The organism is Streptomyces sp. R44 (assembly GCF_041053105.1).
Taxonomy (GTDB): domain Bacteria; phylum Actinomycetota; class Actinomycetes; order Streptomycetales; family Streptomycetaceae; genus Streptomyces.
Window position 1 is genome coordinate 1,315,844 of sequence record NZ_CP163444.1, and the last position, 15,709, is coordinate 1,331,552.

General features: G+C 74.6%; 14 protein-coding genes. 2 read left to right on the forward strand and 12 right to left on the reverse strand.

Features of this window, described 5'->3' with window-relative positions:
- Nucleotides 1–84 precede the first annotated feature (84 nt).
- From AB5J54_RS06025 to AB5J54_RS06035, 3 genes are all read right to left on the reverse strand, one after another.
- A complete protein-coding gene (locus tag AB5J54_RS06025; protein WP_369142854.1) occupies nucleotides 85–600 on the reverse strand; it encodes a helix-turn-helix transcriptional regulator in 516 nt (171 codons plus the stop codon).
- Nucleotides 601–678: 78 nt separating this feature from the next.
- Nucleotides 679–3,111, reverse strand: coding sequence for an ABC transporter permease (locus tag AB5J54_RS06030; protein WP_369142855.1), 2,433 nt, complete (start codon nucleotides 3,109–3,111; stop codon nucleotides 679–681).
- Nucleotides 3,108–3,809, reverse strand: a complete 702-nt coding sequence (locus AB5J54_RS06035) for an ABC transporter ATP-binding protein (RefSeq protein ID WP_369142856.1) — start codon at nucleotides 3,807–3,809, stop codon at nucleotides 3,108–3,110. The genes AB5J54_RS06030 and AB5J54_RS06035 overlap by 4 nt, the downstream gene beginning before the upstream one ends.
- 204 nt (nucleotides 3,810–4,013) lie before the next feature.
- Between AB5J54_RS06035 and AB5J54_RS06040 the strand changes: the two genes are divergently transcribed.
- Both AB5J54_RS06040 and AB5J54_RS06045 read left to right on the forward strand, forming a co-directional pair.
- Nucleotides 4,014–5,339: a sensor histidine kinase gene (locus tag AB5J54_RS06040; protein ID WP_369142857.1), complete on the forward strand. Its 1,326-nt coding sequence runs from the start codon at nucleotides 4,014–4,016 to the stop codon at nucleotides 5,337–5,339.
- A 2-nt stretch (nucleotides 5,340–5,341) separates the two neighbouring features.
- On the forward strand, nucleotides 5,342–6,058 hold the full coding sequence (locus AB5J54_RS06045; RefSeq protein WP_369149233.1) for a response regulator: 717 nt from the start codon (nucleotides 5,342–5,344) through the stop codon (nucleotides 6,056–6,058).
- Here the strand turns inward: AB5J54_RS06045 and AB5J54_RS06050 are convergent.
- The 9 genes from AB5J54_RS06050 to AB5J54_RS06090 all read right to left on the reverse strand — a co-directional run bounded on the left by AB5J54_RS06050 (nucleotide 5,989) and on the right by AB5J54_RS06090 (nucleotide 15,640).
- Nucleotides 5,989–6,564: an STAS domain-containing protein gene (locus AB5J54_RS06050; protein ID WP_369142858.1), complete on the reverse strand. Its 576-nt coding sequence runs from the start codon at nucleotides 6,562–6,564 to the stop codon at nucleotides 5,989–5,991. The genes AB5J54_RS06045 and AB5J54_RS06050 overlap by 70 nt on opposite strands.
- A gap of 28 nt (nucleotides 6,565–6,592) precedes the next feature.
- A complete protein-coding gene (locus tag AB5J54_RS06055) occupies nucleotides 6,593–7,576 on the reverse strand; it encodes an anchored repeat-type ABC transporter permease subunit (RefSeq protein WP_369142859.1) in 984 nt (327 codons plus the stop codon).
- Nucleotides 7,573–8,298, reverse strand: coding sequence for an anchored repeat-type ABC transporter ATP-binding subunit (locus AB5J54_RS06060; protein WP_369142860.1), 726 nt, complete (start codon nucleotides 8,296–8,298; stop codon nucleotides 7,573–7,575). The genes AB5J54_RS06055 and AB5J54_RS06060 overlap by 4 nt, the downstream gene beginning before the upstream one ends.
- Entirely contained in the window at nucleotides 8,295–9,824 is a 1,530-nt protein-coding gene (locus AB5J54_RS06065) for a choice-of-anchor M domain-containing protein (RefSeq protein WP_369142861.1), read from the reverse strand. Before AB5J54_RS06065 ends, AB5J54_RS06060 begins: the two co-directional genes overlap by 4 nt.
- A 5-nt stretch (nucleotides 9,825–9,829) precedes the next feature.
- Nucleotides 9,830–11,359: an anchored repeat ABC transporter, substrate-binding protein gene (locus tag AB5J54_RS06070; protein WP_369142862.1), complete on the reverse strand. Its 1,530-nt coding sequence runs from the start codon at nucleotides 11,357–11,359 to the stop codon at nucleotides 9,830–9,832.
- Nucleotides 11,356–12,495 carry a choice-of-anchor M domain-containing protein gene (locus AB5J54_RS06075; RefSeq protein WP_369142863.1) on the reverse strand — a complete coding sequence of 380 codons (1,140 nt, stop codon included), beginning with the start codon at nucleotides 12,493–12,495 and terminating at the stop codon, nucleotides 11,356–11,358. The genes AB5J54_RS06070 and AB5J54_RS06075 overlap by 4 nt, the downstream gene beginning before the upstream one ends.
- A 110-nt stretch (nucleotides 12,496–12,605) precedes the next feature.
- Entirely contained in the window at nucleotides 12,606–13,256 is a 651-nt protein-coding gene (locus tag AB5J54_RS06080; RefSeq protein WP_369142864.1) for a choice-of-anchor M domain-containing protein, read from the reverse strand.
- A 167-nt stretch (nucleotides 13,257–13,423) separates the two neighbouring features.
- A complete protein-coding gene (locus tag AB5J54_RS06085; RefSeq protein WP_369142865.1) occupies nucleotides 13,424–13,972 on the reverse strand; it encodes a DUF1062 domain-containing protein in 549 nt (182 codons plus the stop codon).
- 255 nt (nucleotides 13,973–14,227) lie between these two features.
- Nucleotides 14,228–15,640: an aminopeptidase P family protein gene (locus tag AB5J54_RS06090; protein WP_369142866.1), complete on the reverse strand. Its 1,413-nt coding sequence runs from the start codon at nucleotides 15,638–15,640 to the stop codon at nucleotides 14,228–14,230.
- Between the last annotated feature and the right edge of the window lie 69 nt (nucleotides 15,641–15,709).

The window sequence follows — 15,709 nt, forward strand, 5'->3', positions numbered from 1 at the left end:
GATAGTCCTGTCTGGACTATGGAGGAAGGTAGGGCGGGAGACGACCGGGGTCAACCGGTCGGTAACAAGCTGTCGTCGGCGAACTCAGGGCTCGCGGCGCTCCACCCACTGCCAGAAATCGACCATCATCCGCTCATAGCGGATGCCGAACTCCAGCGCCTCGCGCTGCCCGCGCGTCAGCAACTCGCCGACCTCGTCGGCCAGCCCCTCGTACTGGTCCAGGGTCTTGCGGTGCTCGTCGATCTGGACGGGGGCGTGGACGCGCGGGCTGGCGCCGAACCACAGCTTGAGGATGCCCCGCTCGCGCGCCTCGACCGGGACGAAGGCGGGGTCGGCCAGCCAGCCGCGCAGAGCGGCCGTTCCCTCCTCCGTGAGGCTCATCAGGCGCCGGTTGCGGCCCCCCGGCTGCCGCACCTCCGAGAGCAGCCCCGCCTCCAGGAGCCGGTCGCACTGCGCGTACACCTGCGCGTGCGGCATCGACCAGAACGGGGCCACCGTCCGCGCGGCCTCCACCTTCACGTCGTACGGACTGGCCTCGCCCAGTTTGTCGATGATGCCGAGCACGAGGAAGGAAGGCGTGGTCAACCGGACTTCAGACATGCCGCGACGGTATCGCGGCGGGGCGGCGGGGCGGCCGGGCAGGCGGGACGGCGCCGCCCGCCGCGAGGCCGCCCCCGGCTACTCCGCCCGCAGCGCCCGCGCCGTGGCCGTCCGGGCCGCCCAGCCCGCGGGGAGCAGGGCGCCGGCCGTCGCGATCACGACGCCCGCCGTGGCGAGGAGCACGAGCAGCGGCGTGCCGTAGACGTCGATGTCGGCGGGCGGGATCGTGGTGCCGACCGCGCGGCCCATCGCCGGCATCACCCGGCCGTGGAGGGCCACCCCGAGCGGCACGCCGACGAGGCCCGACACCAGGCCGACGGCCCCGACGGAGGTGAGGACCTGCGCGACCGTCTGCCGCGGGGTCATCCCCAGGGCCTTGAAGACGCCCAGGTCACGGACGCGGTCGCGGGTGTCGAGGACCACCGTGTTCAGGACGCCGAGGCAGGCGACGGCGACCAGCATCAGGGTGAGCATCACGATCAGGGCCTGCATCGCCCGGATGACGCTCGACTTGCTCCCCTCGGTGACGGCGGCCTCCGCCCCCAGCGGTGCCACGGCGGCGTCGAGGCGCTCCGCGTAGCGCGCCGCGTCCGTGCCCCCGGTGACGGACACGGCGAAGTCGGCGGGCTGGTAGCGGGCGCGCAGCGCGGCCACGGACGCCGCCGCGGTGCGCAGGGTCATGCCGTCGTCGCCGAGGTCGAAGACCTCGCCGACGATGCGGATCCGGACCGTGCGGCCCTGCTCGGAGAGGGTGATGGTGTCCCCGAGGCGGACCCCGGTGGCGTGCAGGAACCGGGTCGCCGCGACGGCCTCCCCCGTGGCCCCGAACCAGCGCCCGGCGACCATCGTGTGACGGCTGCCGGCCGTGTCCCCCTCGTACGCGACGAGGGGCGCGCCGCCCTTGAGCCCGGCCACGTCCAGCTGGGTGCGGGCCGTCCGGTACACCGAGCCGGTCCCGGGGAGTCCGGCGATCGCCGCCGCGACGGCGGCCGGGTCGGCGGGCCTGCCCGGCAGGGCCGCCGGACCGCCGGGGTTCCCCCGGGCCAGGGTGACCGTGTGGACGGTGACGTCGCCGCCGCGGTCCGGGTCGCCGTCGGCCTTGACGGCGACGAGCGTGCTGCCGAGGCCCACGGCGAGGGTCACCGCGAGGGCTCCGAAGGTCACCGCCGCGGCCGTGCTCGCCGCCCGTGCGGGGCGGGCGAAGGGCGCGGCGAGTCCCAGGGTGACCGGCCGGGGCAGGGGCAGCCGCCCGAACAGGCCGCGGATCGCACGGCCCCGGCCGCCGCCGGTGGCGGGGCCGAGGCGCAGGACCGCCGCGGTCGGCAGCCGGGCCGCGCGCAGGGCGGGCCCGAAGGCGGTGGCGGCCACGAGGGCGAGCCCGCCGGCCGGGACGACGAGGTCCACCCACAGGGGGACGAGGATCTCGGTCGTCCCGTACACCTCGGCGACCTCCGCCATGAGGGGCACGGCGAGCACGTTCCCGAGGGCGACGCCGAGTACGGCCCCGACGGTGCCCGGGATCAGCGCCTGCGCCACGTACGCGCGTCCCACCTGGAACGGGGTGAAGCCGAGGGACTTGAGGATCCCGATCCGGCGGGTCGCGGCGCCGACGGCGCCGCTCACCACGATGCCGATCACCAGGACCGACATCGCGAGCCCGAGGAACGCGAAGGCGGTGACGAAGGGCACGAAGGCGGCCGTGGACGCGCGCGCGGTCTCCCGCACGTCGAGGTACGAGCGGGTGCCGGTGACCGCCCCGGCCGGTACGGAGGCGGTGACGGCCTGCTGTCCGGCCGTCACGTCGGCGGCGGTGTCGGCGGCGGTGAGCCGGTAGAGCATCTGGAGCGCGGGCGGCCGTCCTCCGGCGAGCGCGGTCAGTTGCCGGGGTACGACCCAGGCGTCGGCGCTCTCGCCGACCGACTCGGCGATGCCCACCACGGTGAGGGTGACGCCGCCGGCGGTCACCCGGGTCCCCGGGCCCGCGTTCGGCGGTTCGGATCCCCGTTCCAGGACGATCTCCCCCGGGGCCGAGGCCCACCGCCCCTCCGTCACGGTCACCGCGTCCACGGGCTCGGCTGCGGAGGCGCGGCCGACGACGGTCAGCGGGGGCGGTGCGAATCCCGGCGGGGCCGCCCGGTCCGCGCTCAGGCGCAGGGAGGTGACGGCGAACGGGCCCGAGGCGGCGGCCACTCCGGATGCCCGTGCGGTGGCGGCGAGCCGCTCCGGGGTGACGGCGGAACCGTCGAACCGCACCGTCAGATGGGCGCCGTGCTGCCGTGCGAAGGCCCGGTCGAAGGGGGCGCCCGAGGCGACGAGGAGACCGAGCGCGAGGACGGCGGAGGCGACGGAGAGCAGCGTGGTCAGGACCATCACGGCGGTCTGCGTACGACGCCGCCCGACCCCGGCCCGTACGACCCGGCCGAGGGCGCCGCCCCCGCGCCCCGCGGCCCCTCGGGTCGTGGTGACGGGCTGCGCGCCGCTCGGGCTCCCGGTGACGGAACGCGCGCTCATCGGGACACCGCCGGGACGTCGCGGGTGATGCGTCCGTCGACGAGTTCGATCGTGCGCGTCGCGCAGGCCTCGGCGAGCGCGAGGTCGTGGGTGACGAGGACGATCGTCTGTCCCTCGGCGTTGAGTCCGCGCAGGAGGTCGCGGACGTCCGCGCCGGACGCCGTGTCCAGCGCTCCGGTGGGTTCGTCGGCGAGGAGCAGCGGCGGCCGGTTCATCAGGGCGCGGGCGACGGCGACGCGCTGCCGCTCGCCGCCGGAGAGCCGGCCGGGGTGCACGCGCGCGTGGCGGGCGACGCCGAGTCGTTCGAGGAGTTCGGCGGCGCGTGCCGCCGCCCGGCCGCGGGCCGTTCCGGCGAGCTGGGCGGGAAGCAGCACGTTGTCGAGGACGGTGAGGTCGTCGAGGAGGTTGAAGAACTGGAAGACCATGCCGATGCGGTCGCGCCGGTAGCGGGCGGAGGCCGTCTCGCTCAGCGCGTCGACGCGGAGCCCGTCGACCGTCACCCGGCCGGTGCTCGGACGGTCGAGGCCGGCGAGGAGGTTGAGAAGGGTCGACTTGCCGCTGCCGGACGGGCCGAGCACGGCGAGCGACTCCCCGCGTGCCACCCGCAGGTCGAGCCCCGCGAGCGCGGCGGGCCCCTCGTCGTAGGTCCTGCCGACCTCGCTCAGGTCGATGAGCGGCTCGGCTTCGCGTGGCGTCATGGGGCCTCCAGGGCTGGGGGGCGGGCGGGTTCGCACCGACGCTAGGAGCGGCCCGCCGCCGGGCGCGTCGGCCGTGGTGGCGACGATCCGTACCGTGGACGGCGGAGACGCGGGCGGGTCATCCGCGCGATGTACACCGTGCGGACGGCGCCCTGGTCCTCCGGGGCGATTCGCGTCCACGCGCCCGCTTGGCACACTGCAGCGGTGATCAGGTACGAGGACCTCATGACCCGGGTGCGCGGGTCGCGGACCATCGGCGCGCCGCCCGTGCTGTCCCGCTGGGCGTGGCTGGCCGACGGGCTGCTGGCCCTGTCGCTGACGGTCGCCACCCTCGTCGGGAACATGAACCGCTCGTACGTGGAGCTCCGGCCGGACCTGGCCGGGAGCAAGACCCGGGTGCCCGGGCAGCTCCCGACCCCGCCCGCGCCCCCCTACGTACCGGGGGCTCCGGAGGGCCCGCGCCCGGTGCCCGCCGTGGAGCACGTGCTGCCGCCGGTGGAGGCCTGGGAACTGGCGGCGGCGGTGCTGACCGCGCTGCCGCTCGTACTGCGGCGCCGCTTCCCGCTGGCCGTCTACTGGCTCGTGATGGTCGCCACGGTGGTCCTGCACCTGGGGGACGCCGCCGACGACGCCACGCGCGTCACCTTCGCCTCGGGGCTGGTCGCGGCCTACAGCGCGGCCATGTACAGCCCGCACCGCAAGGCGGTGGTGGCGTCGCTCCTGGCCGGCGCCCTGCTCTACGCGGTCTTCCCGCTGGTCCCGGCCGTCGACACCGACCTGGTGCCCGTCCTCGTCCTGCTGCCGCTCGCGCTCGCCTCGCACGGCGTCCATCTGTGGCGGCAGCGGGAGCGGGTGCTGCGGGAGGAGCAGGAGGCGGCGCTGCGGCGGGCGGTGGAGGCGGAGCGGTCCCGGATCGCGCGGGAGCTGCACGACGTGGTCACCCACAACGTGAGCATGATGACGATTCAGGCCGGTGCGGCGCGCACGGTCCTCGCCACCTCCCCCGACCTGGCCCGGGAGGCGATGCTCGCGGTGGAGGCGGCCGGACGGACGGCGATGTCGGAACTGCGGCACGTGATGGGGCTGCTGACGATGGCCGCGGACGGCCCGGATCCGGCCGCCGACGTGGCGCTCGCCCCGCAGCCGGGCCTGGACCGGCTGACGGAGCTGACGGACCGGGTGCGCTCCTCGGGGGTGCCGGTGGAGGTGGCGGTGCGCGGCGTCCCGGTGGAGTTGCCGGCGGGTGTGGACCTCGCCGCGTACCGGGTGGTGCAGGAGGCGCTGACGAACGCGGTGAGGCACGCGGCGGGCGCGCGGGTGTCGGTGACGGTGGCGTACGGCTCGGACCGGCTGTGCGTGGAGGTGTCCGACACGGGCGGCCGCCGGCTGCGGACCGCGGAGCCGGGCGGCGGCCACGGGCTGCTCGGACTGCGGGAACGGCTTTCGGTGTACGGCGGTACGCTCGACGCGGGCAGCCGCCCGCAGGGCGGGTACCGGGTCCGTGCGGTGATTCCGTGGGAGGTTCCGTGACCGTGGCCGACGCTCCGCGCGTGGTGATCGTCGACGACCAGGCGCTGGTGCGGACCGGTTTCCGGATGATCCTCGCCGCCGACGGCATCGACGTGGTCGCGGAGGCCGCCGACGGGGACGCCGCCGTGTCGGCGGTCCGCAGGACCCGGCCGGACGTGGTCCTGATGGACATCCGGATGCCCGGCACGGACGGCCTGGAGGCCACGCGCCGCATCCTCGCCGACGAGACGGCGACACCGCCGAGGATCGTCGTCCTCACCACGTACGACCTCGACCAGTACGTGTACGCGGCACTGGCGGCGGGCGCGAGCGGCTTCCTGCTCAAGGACGTCACTCCCGAGCACCTGACGGCGGCGGTCCGGCTGGTCCGCTCCGGGGACGCGCTGCTCGCCCCCGCGATCACGCGGCGCCTGGTCGAGCGCTTCGCCACGTCGGGGACGGGGACGGGGCCGCGGACGGTGGCCCCGCACCGCGAACTGGCCACGCTCACGCCGCGCGAACTGGAGGTCCTGGAGGCCCTGGCGCGCGGCCACACCAACGCCGAACTGGCCGCGAGCTTCCGGCTGAGCGAGGCGACGGTGAAGACCCATGTGGCCCGCATCCTCCAGAAGCTGCGGCTGCGGGACCGGGCCCAGGCGGTGATCGCCGCCTACGAGACGGGTCTGGTCACCCCGGGCTCCACGGGAAGCGGACCCGTCGGGGCGGGCGGGGCCGACTGACCGACCGAACACGGCAGGCCGACCGGATCCAGCGGCCCGAGCGGGTCCAGCGGCCCGACCGGATCCAGGGGCCCGACCGGATCCAGCGGCCCGACCGGGTCCAGCAGGCCGAGCGGGTCCGGCCGGCCCACCGCGTCCGGCCCCTCCACCGCGTCCGGCTGATCGAGGAGATCCGGCGGTCCCGCCTCGGGCCGGAGGACGTCGCTCAGCTCGGTCAGCCGGATGAGCCGCAGGATCCACGGCTGGTCGCAGACGAGCCGCCAGCGCGCACCGCGCCGGTGCATGCGCCCGGCGCAGTGGGCGAGGAGTCCGAGCCCGGTGGCGTCGCAGAAGGTGAGGCGCCGGATGTCGACGGTCAGGGCGTCGGACTCCCGGACGAGGGCGTCGAGCTCGGGCCGCAGGTGCCGCACCAGGACGAGGTCGAGCTCGCCCCGGAGGGCGGCGACCGTGAGATCGCCGGTCGAGCGGACGACGAGGTACGGGTCATGACGGGGGATCAACTGCATCGGACGCTCCACAGGGTGGCTCCATGTGTCACGTCGAGCGTGGCCGTCCCGCTGAGGGGAGGGACGTTTCGCCTCGTCCGCAGTCACCTGAATCGGTGAACATCCGAGCCTGTTTCTCTCGTTCGGACGCACGCGGGCCGGTCATGTGTACGGACTTCCGGCCCCTCCGTACGCGCGCGCGTGCGGCCAGGCCGTGGCGGGGCGCGAGCAGCCAGACCAGCGCGAAGAACCCGGTGAGGACGACCACGACCGATCCGCCCGCCGCCAGGTCGTACGCATAGCTCACGTACAGCCCGGCGAGGCTCCCGGCGCAGCCGAGGACCGAGGCCAGCAGGGTCATCGCCCACAGCCGCTCGGTGAGCAGCCGGGCCGTGGCGGCCGGGGTGATGAGGAGCGCGAGGACCAGGATGTTCCCCACGGCCTCCAGGGACATGACGATGGTGGCCGTCACGACCACGTAGAGGGTCAGGTCCAGCGGCAGGACCGGCAGCCCCGAGGCCCGGGCCGTCTCGCGGTCGAGGCTGACCGCGACCAGCTCCTTCCGGAGGGCGAGGACGACGGCGACCAGGACCGTCCCGAGGGCGGCCACCCGCCACAGGTCCGCCGTGTCCACGGCCAGGACCTGCCCGAACAGGAACGAGGACAGGTCCGTCGTCCAGCTGTCGCGGGTCGAGACGAGGACGATGCCGAGCCCGAAGGCGAAGGCGAAGAAGACCCCGATCACGGTGTCCTCCTTGAGGCGCCGGTTCTGCGAGACGAAGGCGATGAGCACCGCCGTCGTGACCCCGGCCGCCGCGCCGCCGAGCAGCAGGTTGCCCTCGAAGGCGTACGCGAGCGCCACCCCGGGGAAGGCGGAATGGGCGACGGCGTCGCCGATGAAGGCCATCCCCCGGAGCACGACGTACACACCGACGACTCCGCAGACGAGGCCGACGATCGCGGCGACGCCGAAGGCCCGCCGCATGAACGGCAGCGACCAGGGCTCGGCGAGGAGGGCGAGGAACCCGTTCATGCCGCTCCCCCGATCCGTTCGGTCCGGTCCAGGCCGAAGGCCCGGAGCATCTGCCCGGCGTCCGCGAGGAGTTCGGGGCCTCCCTCGGCGACGAGGGTCCGGTTCAGGAGCAGCACCCGGGTGCAGGTCCGGGCGGCGGCCGCCAGGTCGTGGGTGGTCATGAGCAGCCCTCTGCCTTCCGCCGCGAGCCGGCCGAACATCTCGTTGAGCAGGTCCTGGGTCGGCACGTCGACCCCCGTGAACGGCTCGTCCAGGAGCAGCAGCCGGGGTTCCGCGGCCAGGGCGCGTGCCACCAGGACGCGCTGGCGCTGGCCGCCGGACAGCTCGCCGATCGGCCGGCGGCGGAGCGCGGTGAGACCGGCCCGCTCCAGGGCCTCGTCGGCCGCCGCGCGGTCGCCCGGCCGGGGCCGGCGCAGCCGGCCGACCGTACGGGTGCGCCCGCTGAGCACGGCTCCGGCCACGTCGATGGGGAAGTCCCAGGCGAATTCGTGCCGTTGGGGTACGTAGCCGACGGGGCCCGGGGCGTCGACCGCGCCGGACGACGGGGCGATCAGCCCGAGGACGGCGCGGAGAAGGGTGGTCTTGCCCGCGCCGTTCGGGCCCAGCAGCCCGACGAGCTCCCCGCCGGACACGGCGAGCGAGACGTCCGCGACCGCCGTCCGGCCGCCGAGCGCGACGGAGACGGAACGGACCCGCAGCAGCTCCTCTCGGTCCTGGCTCATGCGCGGCGCCTCCGTCGCCCGACGAGGACGGCAGCGGCACCGACGACGGCGAGCACGGCGGCCGTTCCGGCGAGCAGCGCGGTGGACCCGGCACCGGTGGAGGCCATGGAGCCACGGGGGCCGGTGCCGCCCGTGCTGCCGGTGGCGCCCGTGGCACCCGTGGCACCGGTACGGCCGGTCGTGCCCGTGGTGCCACTGTCAGCCGGGGCGGCCCCGCCCGTGGCGGAGCCGCCCGAAGAGGTACCGGAGCCTGACGTCGTCCCCGTACTGGTACGCGTACCGGAGTCCGGGCTGCCGGCGGTCGATCCGCCCGTCGAACCCCCGCCCCCGCCGGGATCGCCCTGCCCGCCCGAGCCGACCTCGAAGGTGAACGTCTCGGTGTCGCTCGTCCTGCTCCCGTCCGCGAGGAGGCCGGACATCCTGAGGGTCAGCCGGTACGTGCCTTCGGCGCCGAAGGCCCAGCCGCCGTGCGCGTGCGTGTTCTGCGGGACGCCGAAGGTGTCCGGAACCCCGTCCGCGCTCGCGAAACGGACGGTCGCGCCGGAGAGACCGTCGTAGTTGAAGAGGGCGAAGCGGCCCGGCCCTTCGGCCTTCACCAGGGAGAACGCGATCTCGCCCCGCGTGGCGCCCGCCGCCATGTTGTCGGTGGACCAGCCGGGCCACAGCAGCCCCGGCCGCTGGACCTGGTCGAGCAGCCACACGGGCTCGCCGGCCTTCCCCAGGAAGGCGAAGTCCGGGTTGGCCGGCACGGTCCGGCGGGCCTCCGGCTTGACGCGGAGCACCAGCGAGGAGGGCTCGCGCCAGACGGTCCGGCCGGGCACCGTCCCGTCCTTGACCTGGATCTGGAGCCCGTCGTCCACCACGCGCGCGGCGATGTCGACGTGCCCCTCGTCGAGGACCGTGCGCGCCGTCCCGGCCTTCTGCGCCGCGGGAGCGGCCTTCCGGGCGACGGACACCGGGGCCTCGGGCCTCGCGGCGGGCACGAGCAGGGGCACGGGCGTGAGGGCGGCCGGCCCGACCCGTACGGTGAACGCGGCCGTGGCGGTCCCGGCCGGTTCGGCCTCCGCCGCGAGTGCGATCCGGTACAGGCCCGGGGCCGAGAAGGCCCAGCGGCTCTCGCCCCGGCCGCCCGCGGGAAGCCCGGACGCGTCCGGGAGCCCGTCACCGCTGTCGAACCACACGCCGGACGCCTCGTCCTCCGCCCCGCGCACGGTCACCGTGCCGGGCCCTTCCGCCTCGGTCAGGGACCAGCGCACCGATCCGCCCTCCGGGAGAGCCGTGGTGTCCCAAGGGGGCCTGAACTCCCAGCGGACCGTGCCGTCCTCCCCCACGACCCGGTGGGAGTCGTCGAGGTCGATCACCCCGTCCCCGCCCAGCCCGAGCACGCCATCGGCCCACCCCGGCGTGGCCGGAGCAGGTGTCACGGGTGCGGGCACCTCCACGGGCGGCTCGGCCATCGCCGTACCGCCGAGGGCGAGCGCCCCGGCCGCCGCGAGGGCGACGCTCGTGTTCCGTGCGAGCCGCATCGGGCTCACCTCCCCTCCCGGCCCAGGCAGCGGGCCAGTTCGTTCGCGTTGTGGCGCATCATCGAGACGTAGTCGTGGACCTTGTCGTCGAAGGAGTCGCCGTAGATCGTGCAGACGGCGACGCCCTCGTCCTCCGCCACCCGGCGCAGGACGTCCGCGCGGGCCGCCAGATGGGGTTCGACGAAGACGGCGGGGACCTCGCGGTCGCGGATCGTGGCGCGGAGGCGCGCGATCTCGGCGGCGCTCGGTTCCCGGCTGGGCACCGGGACGACGAAGCCGGCGATCTCCAGGTGGTAGGCGTGCGCGAGGTAGCCGAAGGCGTCGTGCGTGGTGATCAACTTCCGGTTCTTCTCCGGGATTTGGCCGAGGGTTCTCGCCACCTCGTCGTCGAGGGCGGCGAGCCGCTTCAGGTAGCGGGCGGTGTTGCGCTGGTACGTGGCGCGTCCCCCGGGGTCCGCCTTCGTCAGCTCGTCCTGGATCCGGCGGACGTACGCCTCGGCGTTGGCGACGTCCTCCCAGGTGTGGGGGTCGGTGTCGCCGTGCACATGGCGCCCGAGCACGGCCTGGGGCAGCACCCACAGGGTGGCGCCTGGCCTGCCGAGGAAGCGGTAGGCCTCCTCGCGGGGCACGGTCTCCGTGGCCCGCCGCGGTACGGAGAGGACGACGTCGTCCGTGGAGCGGTGCACGCGCCGGCCGGTCGCCGGATCGTCGGAGCGGATCCGCACCGACTTCGTCCGGGTGTCGAGCGCGATGTCGGCGTGGCCGCCGTCGAGCACGGTCCTGCCGGCCGGCGCCGGGGCGCCGCCGACGACGAAGGTGACCGTCCCGCCGCCGATCGGGGCCGTCCCCCCGTCCAGGGTCTCGGTCTGCCCCCGTACGGTCAGGCGGTACGTACCGGGCTTGCTGAAGGCCCAGTTGACGTGGGTGTGCGCCTCGGGCGGCAGGGTGAAGGAGTCCTTGGTGTCGAAGCCGTCGGCGGAGTCGACGACGACCTGCGGGGTGCCGAGGGTGTCCGTCAGATAGACGTGGAGGTCACCGGGACCTTCGAGCGCGGTGGCCGTCGTCCGGACGTGGGAGCCGTCGCCCGCCACCTCGCCCTCGACGGCCCAGCCCAGCCAGAGCACGTCGAGCCCGAGGTCCTCCGCGAGCCGGATGGCGGAGCCGCCGTACTGTTCGAGGCGTTCGCCGAGGGGGACCTTGGGGGCGCCCTCGGGGGCGTTGGTGTGGATCATCTTCGTGATCCCCGGCTCTTCGAGGAGGAGCCCGTTGCTGAAGACCAGGTCCGAACGCGCGACGCGGGCGGCGTCGCCGGGGCTGGGTTCGTAGGAGTGGGGGTCGCCGTGCCGCGGCACGACGGAGGCGACGTCGACGCGGTCGCCGCCCACGTTGCGGACGAGGTCGGCGACGATCGCGGTGGTCGTGGAGACGGTCAGTTCGGCTTTGCCGCCGGTGCGGCCTCCGGGTCCGCCGGCGCAGCCGGACACCAGCAGCACGGCGCCGAGCGCGAGGGCCGCGGTCGTACGGGGAGTGATCATCGGGCCGCTCGCTTCCTGCGCACGAGGACGACGGTCACGGCCCCGGCCGCGAGCGCGAGACCGGCGAGGCCGGCGGGCAGGGCGAGCGGGACCGCGCCGGTGGCCGCCAGCTGATGACGGCCCGTGGCGGCGGCGGTGGGCCGGGGGTCGAAGGGGGACACGGGGGTCGGCGCCGCCGTGGGGGACGACGACGTACGGGTCGGGCCCGGCGTCGGATCCGGCGCACCGGTCGGCGTGCGGGTCGGTGTGGGCGTACCGGACGGCGAGGGCGTACCGGAGGGCGACGAAGTCGGAGTGGACGTAGGCGTAGGCGTCAGAGTCTGCGTAGGCGGCGAAGTCGGAGTGGACGTGGACGTGGGCGTGGGCTCAGGCGTCCCCTCCCCCGCACCCGGCTCGATCGTCGACGGGTCGACGTCGCCCACGGCGACGGCGAGGGTCTCCCGGTCCGAGACCCGGGCCCCCGAGGGCAGGGTGGCGGTCATCTCCAGGGTGATCCGGTAGACGCCCTCCGTGTCGAAGATCCACAGCGGGTGGGCGTGCGTGAACGCCGGCAGGGCGACGGTGCCGTGCCCGGCCTTCGCGCTGTCGACGTCGACGCCGATGCGCAGGCCGAGTTCGGGATCGTCCGCCCACTGGCCGAGGACGAACCGGCCGGGCCCGTCGATCGCGGGGAAGGCGACCTCGACGCCGCCGGTCACGTCGCCGGGCGCGATGCCGAGGGTGTTCCAGCCGGGCCAGAGGAGGCCTTCGGTCGACGCGAAGTCCTTGTCGACCCAGAGGCTCGCGCCGGGCGCGCCGAAGCCTTCCAGCTGCGGGACCTCCTCGCGCGGCGGGATCACGATCTCGTGGCGCGGGTCGAAGTGGAGGAGGACGTCGGAGGGTTCGCGCCAGACGGTGGCGCCGGGGACCGTGCCGTCCTTGACGCGGAACTCCAGGCGGCCGCCGGCCAGTCGGGCGGCGAGGTCGAGGTGGCCGCCGTCGAGGACGACGCGCTCGCCCGCGGGGGCTTCGCGCGGGGGCGGTTCGGCCGCGTGCGCGGGTGGTCCGGCGGACGGCAGGGCGAGGGCGGCCGCGAGGGCGAGGCAGGCCGTGAGCGCGGCAGCGGGTGGGGTGGAGGGTGCGTTGCGGGCCCGCATGACGGGGCGGCTCCTTCGGGGGTGCGTACGGGCAGGCCACGGCCGCGCCGGGGGCGGTTCGAACGGCGGGTTGTCCCGCCCCCGGCGCGGGGCTCATGGGCGGGCGGGCGTCAGCCGACCTGGAAGGTGTACGTGGCGGAGGTCGGGCCGACCGGGGTGCCGTTCGTCAGGGTGCCGCTGACGGCGAAGGTCGCGGTGTACGAACCGGCCTTGGTGAAGACCCAGTTGGCGTGGTCGTGCTCTCCGGCGGCGATGTCGCGGGTGTTGGCGACGGTGGCGTCCCCGCTGTCGTAGGAGCGGTTGTTCCTGGGGCACAGGCCGTTCTTGTAGACGGTGAGCTTGCCGGGCCCGCTCAGGGAGACCAGCTTGACCTGCACCGTGTCGCTCCGGAAGACGCCGGCGGTGAGGTGCTCGCCGGATATGCCGGGCCAGAGCAGGTCGGCGTTCTGGGTCTGCGGCAGGCGGTACACGGTGCTTCCCGCCGTGCCGAGGTGGCTGTAGCAGGTGCCGGTGGGCACGGTGTAGGCGGCGGCCGGAAGGGCCCGGAGGACGACGTCGGCCGGGGCGTACTCGACGCCCGGGGTCACGGACTCGTCGTGGACGTGGAGCGCGAGGCCGGTGCCGTCGTACTCGACGTCGAGGACGTCGACGTGCCCCGTGGAGAGGGTGGTCCCGGCGGCGTGGGCGGCGGTGAGTCCGCCGACGGCGAGGGTCGCGGCGACGGTTCCGGCGAGAGTGAGAGAACGCGTGAAGGCACGCAAAAGAAGCCCCCCTTGGGCAAGTGGTTGAGTGTGCGCGAACAAGGGAGACGATAATCGTTTTCATTAAGAGCTGACAAGCGAGCCCCCGGAGCCGAGGCCGGGGCCCTGAGCCGAGGCCGGGTCCGGCGGCCGCTCTGCCGCACGGACGGACCCCGGCCCGAGAGGGATCAGCGCTTCAGCGTGAAGGTGAAGTCGCCGGAGAGCCTGCCGCTCAGCCGGACCGCAGAGACGAGACTCCCCTCCGCGATCAGCTGCTCGACCTCGGCCCGCGCGAGGCCGCAGCCCTCGGCGATCAGTCGCGTCGGCCGGACGGGGATCCGGGCCGCGAAGCGGACCGATACGTCCAGCACCTCACGGTCCGGGTGGTCCGACCCGCCCGTGTCCAGGCGCCAGGCGCCGTCCCAGTCGAGGGCGATGCGGTTGCGCCGCAGGACGGCCGGATCCTGGAGCAACTCGGCTGCCAGGGAGAGGTCGTTGGCATGCAGGCGGTCGAGCAGCTCGGGCCGTACGGAGCGCACGTTCGCCCGCTCCAGGAGCGTGAGCTTCGCGGTCTCCCCGCAGGAGGCGCAGAGCACGAGGAGCCAGGCGTCGAGGAGCTTGTGGTGGGCGTTGACACGGAACTTGCCGTTCGCCCGGAAGCGTTCGGACGCGCACGTGTGGCAACGCCGGAGGACGAGCGGAAGGCCGGTGGGCATGACGAACCAGGTGGTGAGCACAGAAGGACACCGGTTTCGGTGAGAAGTCCGCAGCAGGAAGCAGCGCGGCGCAGCGACGCGACGCGCGACCGATCAGCGCTCGGGGGTCTCACACGGTGTACAACGGCACGTCCTTGCCCAGACGACGGGTTCGTCAGCACGGTAGGCGCGCCCGAGGGTGCCGCTCCACCGATTTTCGGCTCCGTCCCCGCCGACGACACGAGGGGCCGGCCGCACGCGTGCGCGTGGCCGGCCCCTCGTGGGCGCGACGGATGCTCAGCCCGCGAACCGGGCCATCCATGCCTCGACCTCGGTGGAGGAGCGCGGCAGTCCGGCGGACAGGTTCTCGTGGCCGTCCTCGGTGACGACGAGGTCGTCCTCGATGCGGACGCCGATGCCGCGCCACTCCTCGGGCACGGTCAGGTCGTCCGGCTGGAAGTACAGGCCGGGCTCGACGGTGAGCACCATGCCCGGTTCGAGGACGCCGTCGACGTACTCCTCCGTGCGGGCCTGGGCGCAGTCGTGGACGTCCAGGCCGAGCATGTGGCCGGTGCCGGCCATGGTGAAGCGGCGCTGGAGGCCGAGCTCGTAGGCCCGGTCGACGGGGCCCTCGATGAAGCCCCACTCGACGAGGCGCGCCGTCAGGTGACGCTGGGAGGCCTCGTGGAAGTCGCGGTACGGGGCACCCGGCTTCACCGCGGCCATGCCGGCCTCCTGGGCCTCGTACACGGCGTCGTACACCTGGCGCTGCACGGGGGTGAAGGTGCCGCTGATGGGGAGGGTGCGGGTGACGTCGGCGGTGTAGAGGGAGTGCGTCTCCACGCCGGCGTCGAGGAGGAGCAGCTCGCCGGGGCGCACCGGGCCGTCGTTGTCGGTCCAGTGCATGATCGTGGCGTGGTCGCCGGCGGCGCAGATCGAGCCGTAGCCGACGTGGTTGCCCTCCAGGCGGGCCCGGCGGAAGAAGGTGCCCTCGATCCACCGCTCGGAGGAGGCGATCGCCCGGGAGAGCTCGGCGACGCAGTCGGTGAAGCCGCGGACGGTGGAGTCCACCGCCTTGCGCATCTCGCCGAGCTCCCACGCGTCCTTGACGAGGCGGAGGTCGCTGAGCGCGCCCTCCAGCTCGGCGTCGCGCTCCTCGTCGGTGGTGACGGCGGCTTCGAGGGCCGGGTCGATGCCGCGGACGATGCGGGTCGGCAGGCCGGAGCCGGCGGCCAGGTCCTCGGTGATGGTGCGGACGTCGCGGCAGGGCAGTCCGAGGACGGTCTCGGCCTCGGCGAGGGAGCGGCGGCGGCCCATCCACAGCTCGGCGGTGTAGCCGATCCAGAACTCGTCGTTGTCGCGGCTGTCGCGGGGCAGCTGGTAGCAGTAGGCGTCGTGGCCGCCGTCGGCGCGGGGTTCGAGGACGAGCGCGCCGTCGCGGGCCTGGTCGCCGGTCATGTGCACATAGCCGGAGTACGGGCGGAACGGGTAGGTGTCGTCGTTGGAGCGGACCTTGAGGTTGCCCGAGGGGACGATGAGGCGCTCGCCGGGGAAGAGCGCGGAGAGCGCGGCGCGGCGTCCGGCCGCGTACGGTGCCTGCTCGGCCGGTTCGAGATCGTGCCGCTCGGTGTCCGCCCACCCCGTCCTCATCAGAGCGGAGAGCTCCTCGGAGACGCCGTTGTAGAGGCCGTTCTTGCGACCCTTCGCCACGTCCTGCACCTTCTTCCGGATACGTTCTGGGCCGCCGGTCGTCGGCGGCACCCGGACGGTACTCCGCCG

Bases quoted from the DNA above. Each gene is read 5' to 3' on its own strand.
- AB5J54_RS06025 (WP_369142854.1), bottom strand. From the start codon at position 600: ATGTCTGAAGTCCGGTTGACCACGCCTTCCTTCCTCGTGCTCGGCATC.
- AB5J54_RS06030 (WP_369142855.1), bottom strand. From the start codon at position 3,111: ATGAGCGCGCGTTCCGTCACCGGGAGCCCGAGCGGCGCGCAGCCCGTC.
- AB5J54_RS06035 (WP_369142856.1), bottom strand. From the start codon at position 3,809: ATGACGCCACGCGAAGCCGAGCCGCTCATCGACCTGAGCGAGGTCGGC.
- AB5J54_RS06050 (WP_369142858.1), bottom strand. From the start codon at position 6,564: ATGCAGTTGATCCCCCGTCATGACCCGTACCTCGTCGTCCGCTCGACC.
- AB5J54_RS06055 (WP_369142859.1), bottom strand. From the start codon at position 7,576: ATGAACGGGTTCCTCGCCCTCCTCGCCGAGCCCTGGTCGCTGCCGTTC.
- AB5J54_RS06060 (WP_369142860.1), bottom strand. From the start codon at position 8,298: ATGAGCCAGGACCGAGAGGAGCTGCTGCGGGTCCGTTCCGTCTCCGTC.
- AB5J54_RS06065 (WP_369142861.1), bottom strand. From the start codon at position 9,824: ATGCGGCTCGCACGGAACACGAGCGTCGCCCTCGCGGCGGCCGGGGCG.
- AB5J54_RS06070 (WP_369142862.1), bottom strand. From the start codon at position 11,359: ATGATCACTCCCCGTACGACCGCGGCCCTCGCGCTCGGCGCCGTGCTG.
- AB5J54_RS06075 (WP_369142863.1), bottom strand. From the start codon at position 12,495: ATGCGGGCCCGCAACGCACCCTCCACCCCACCCGCTGCCGCGCTCACG.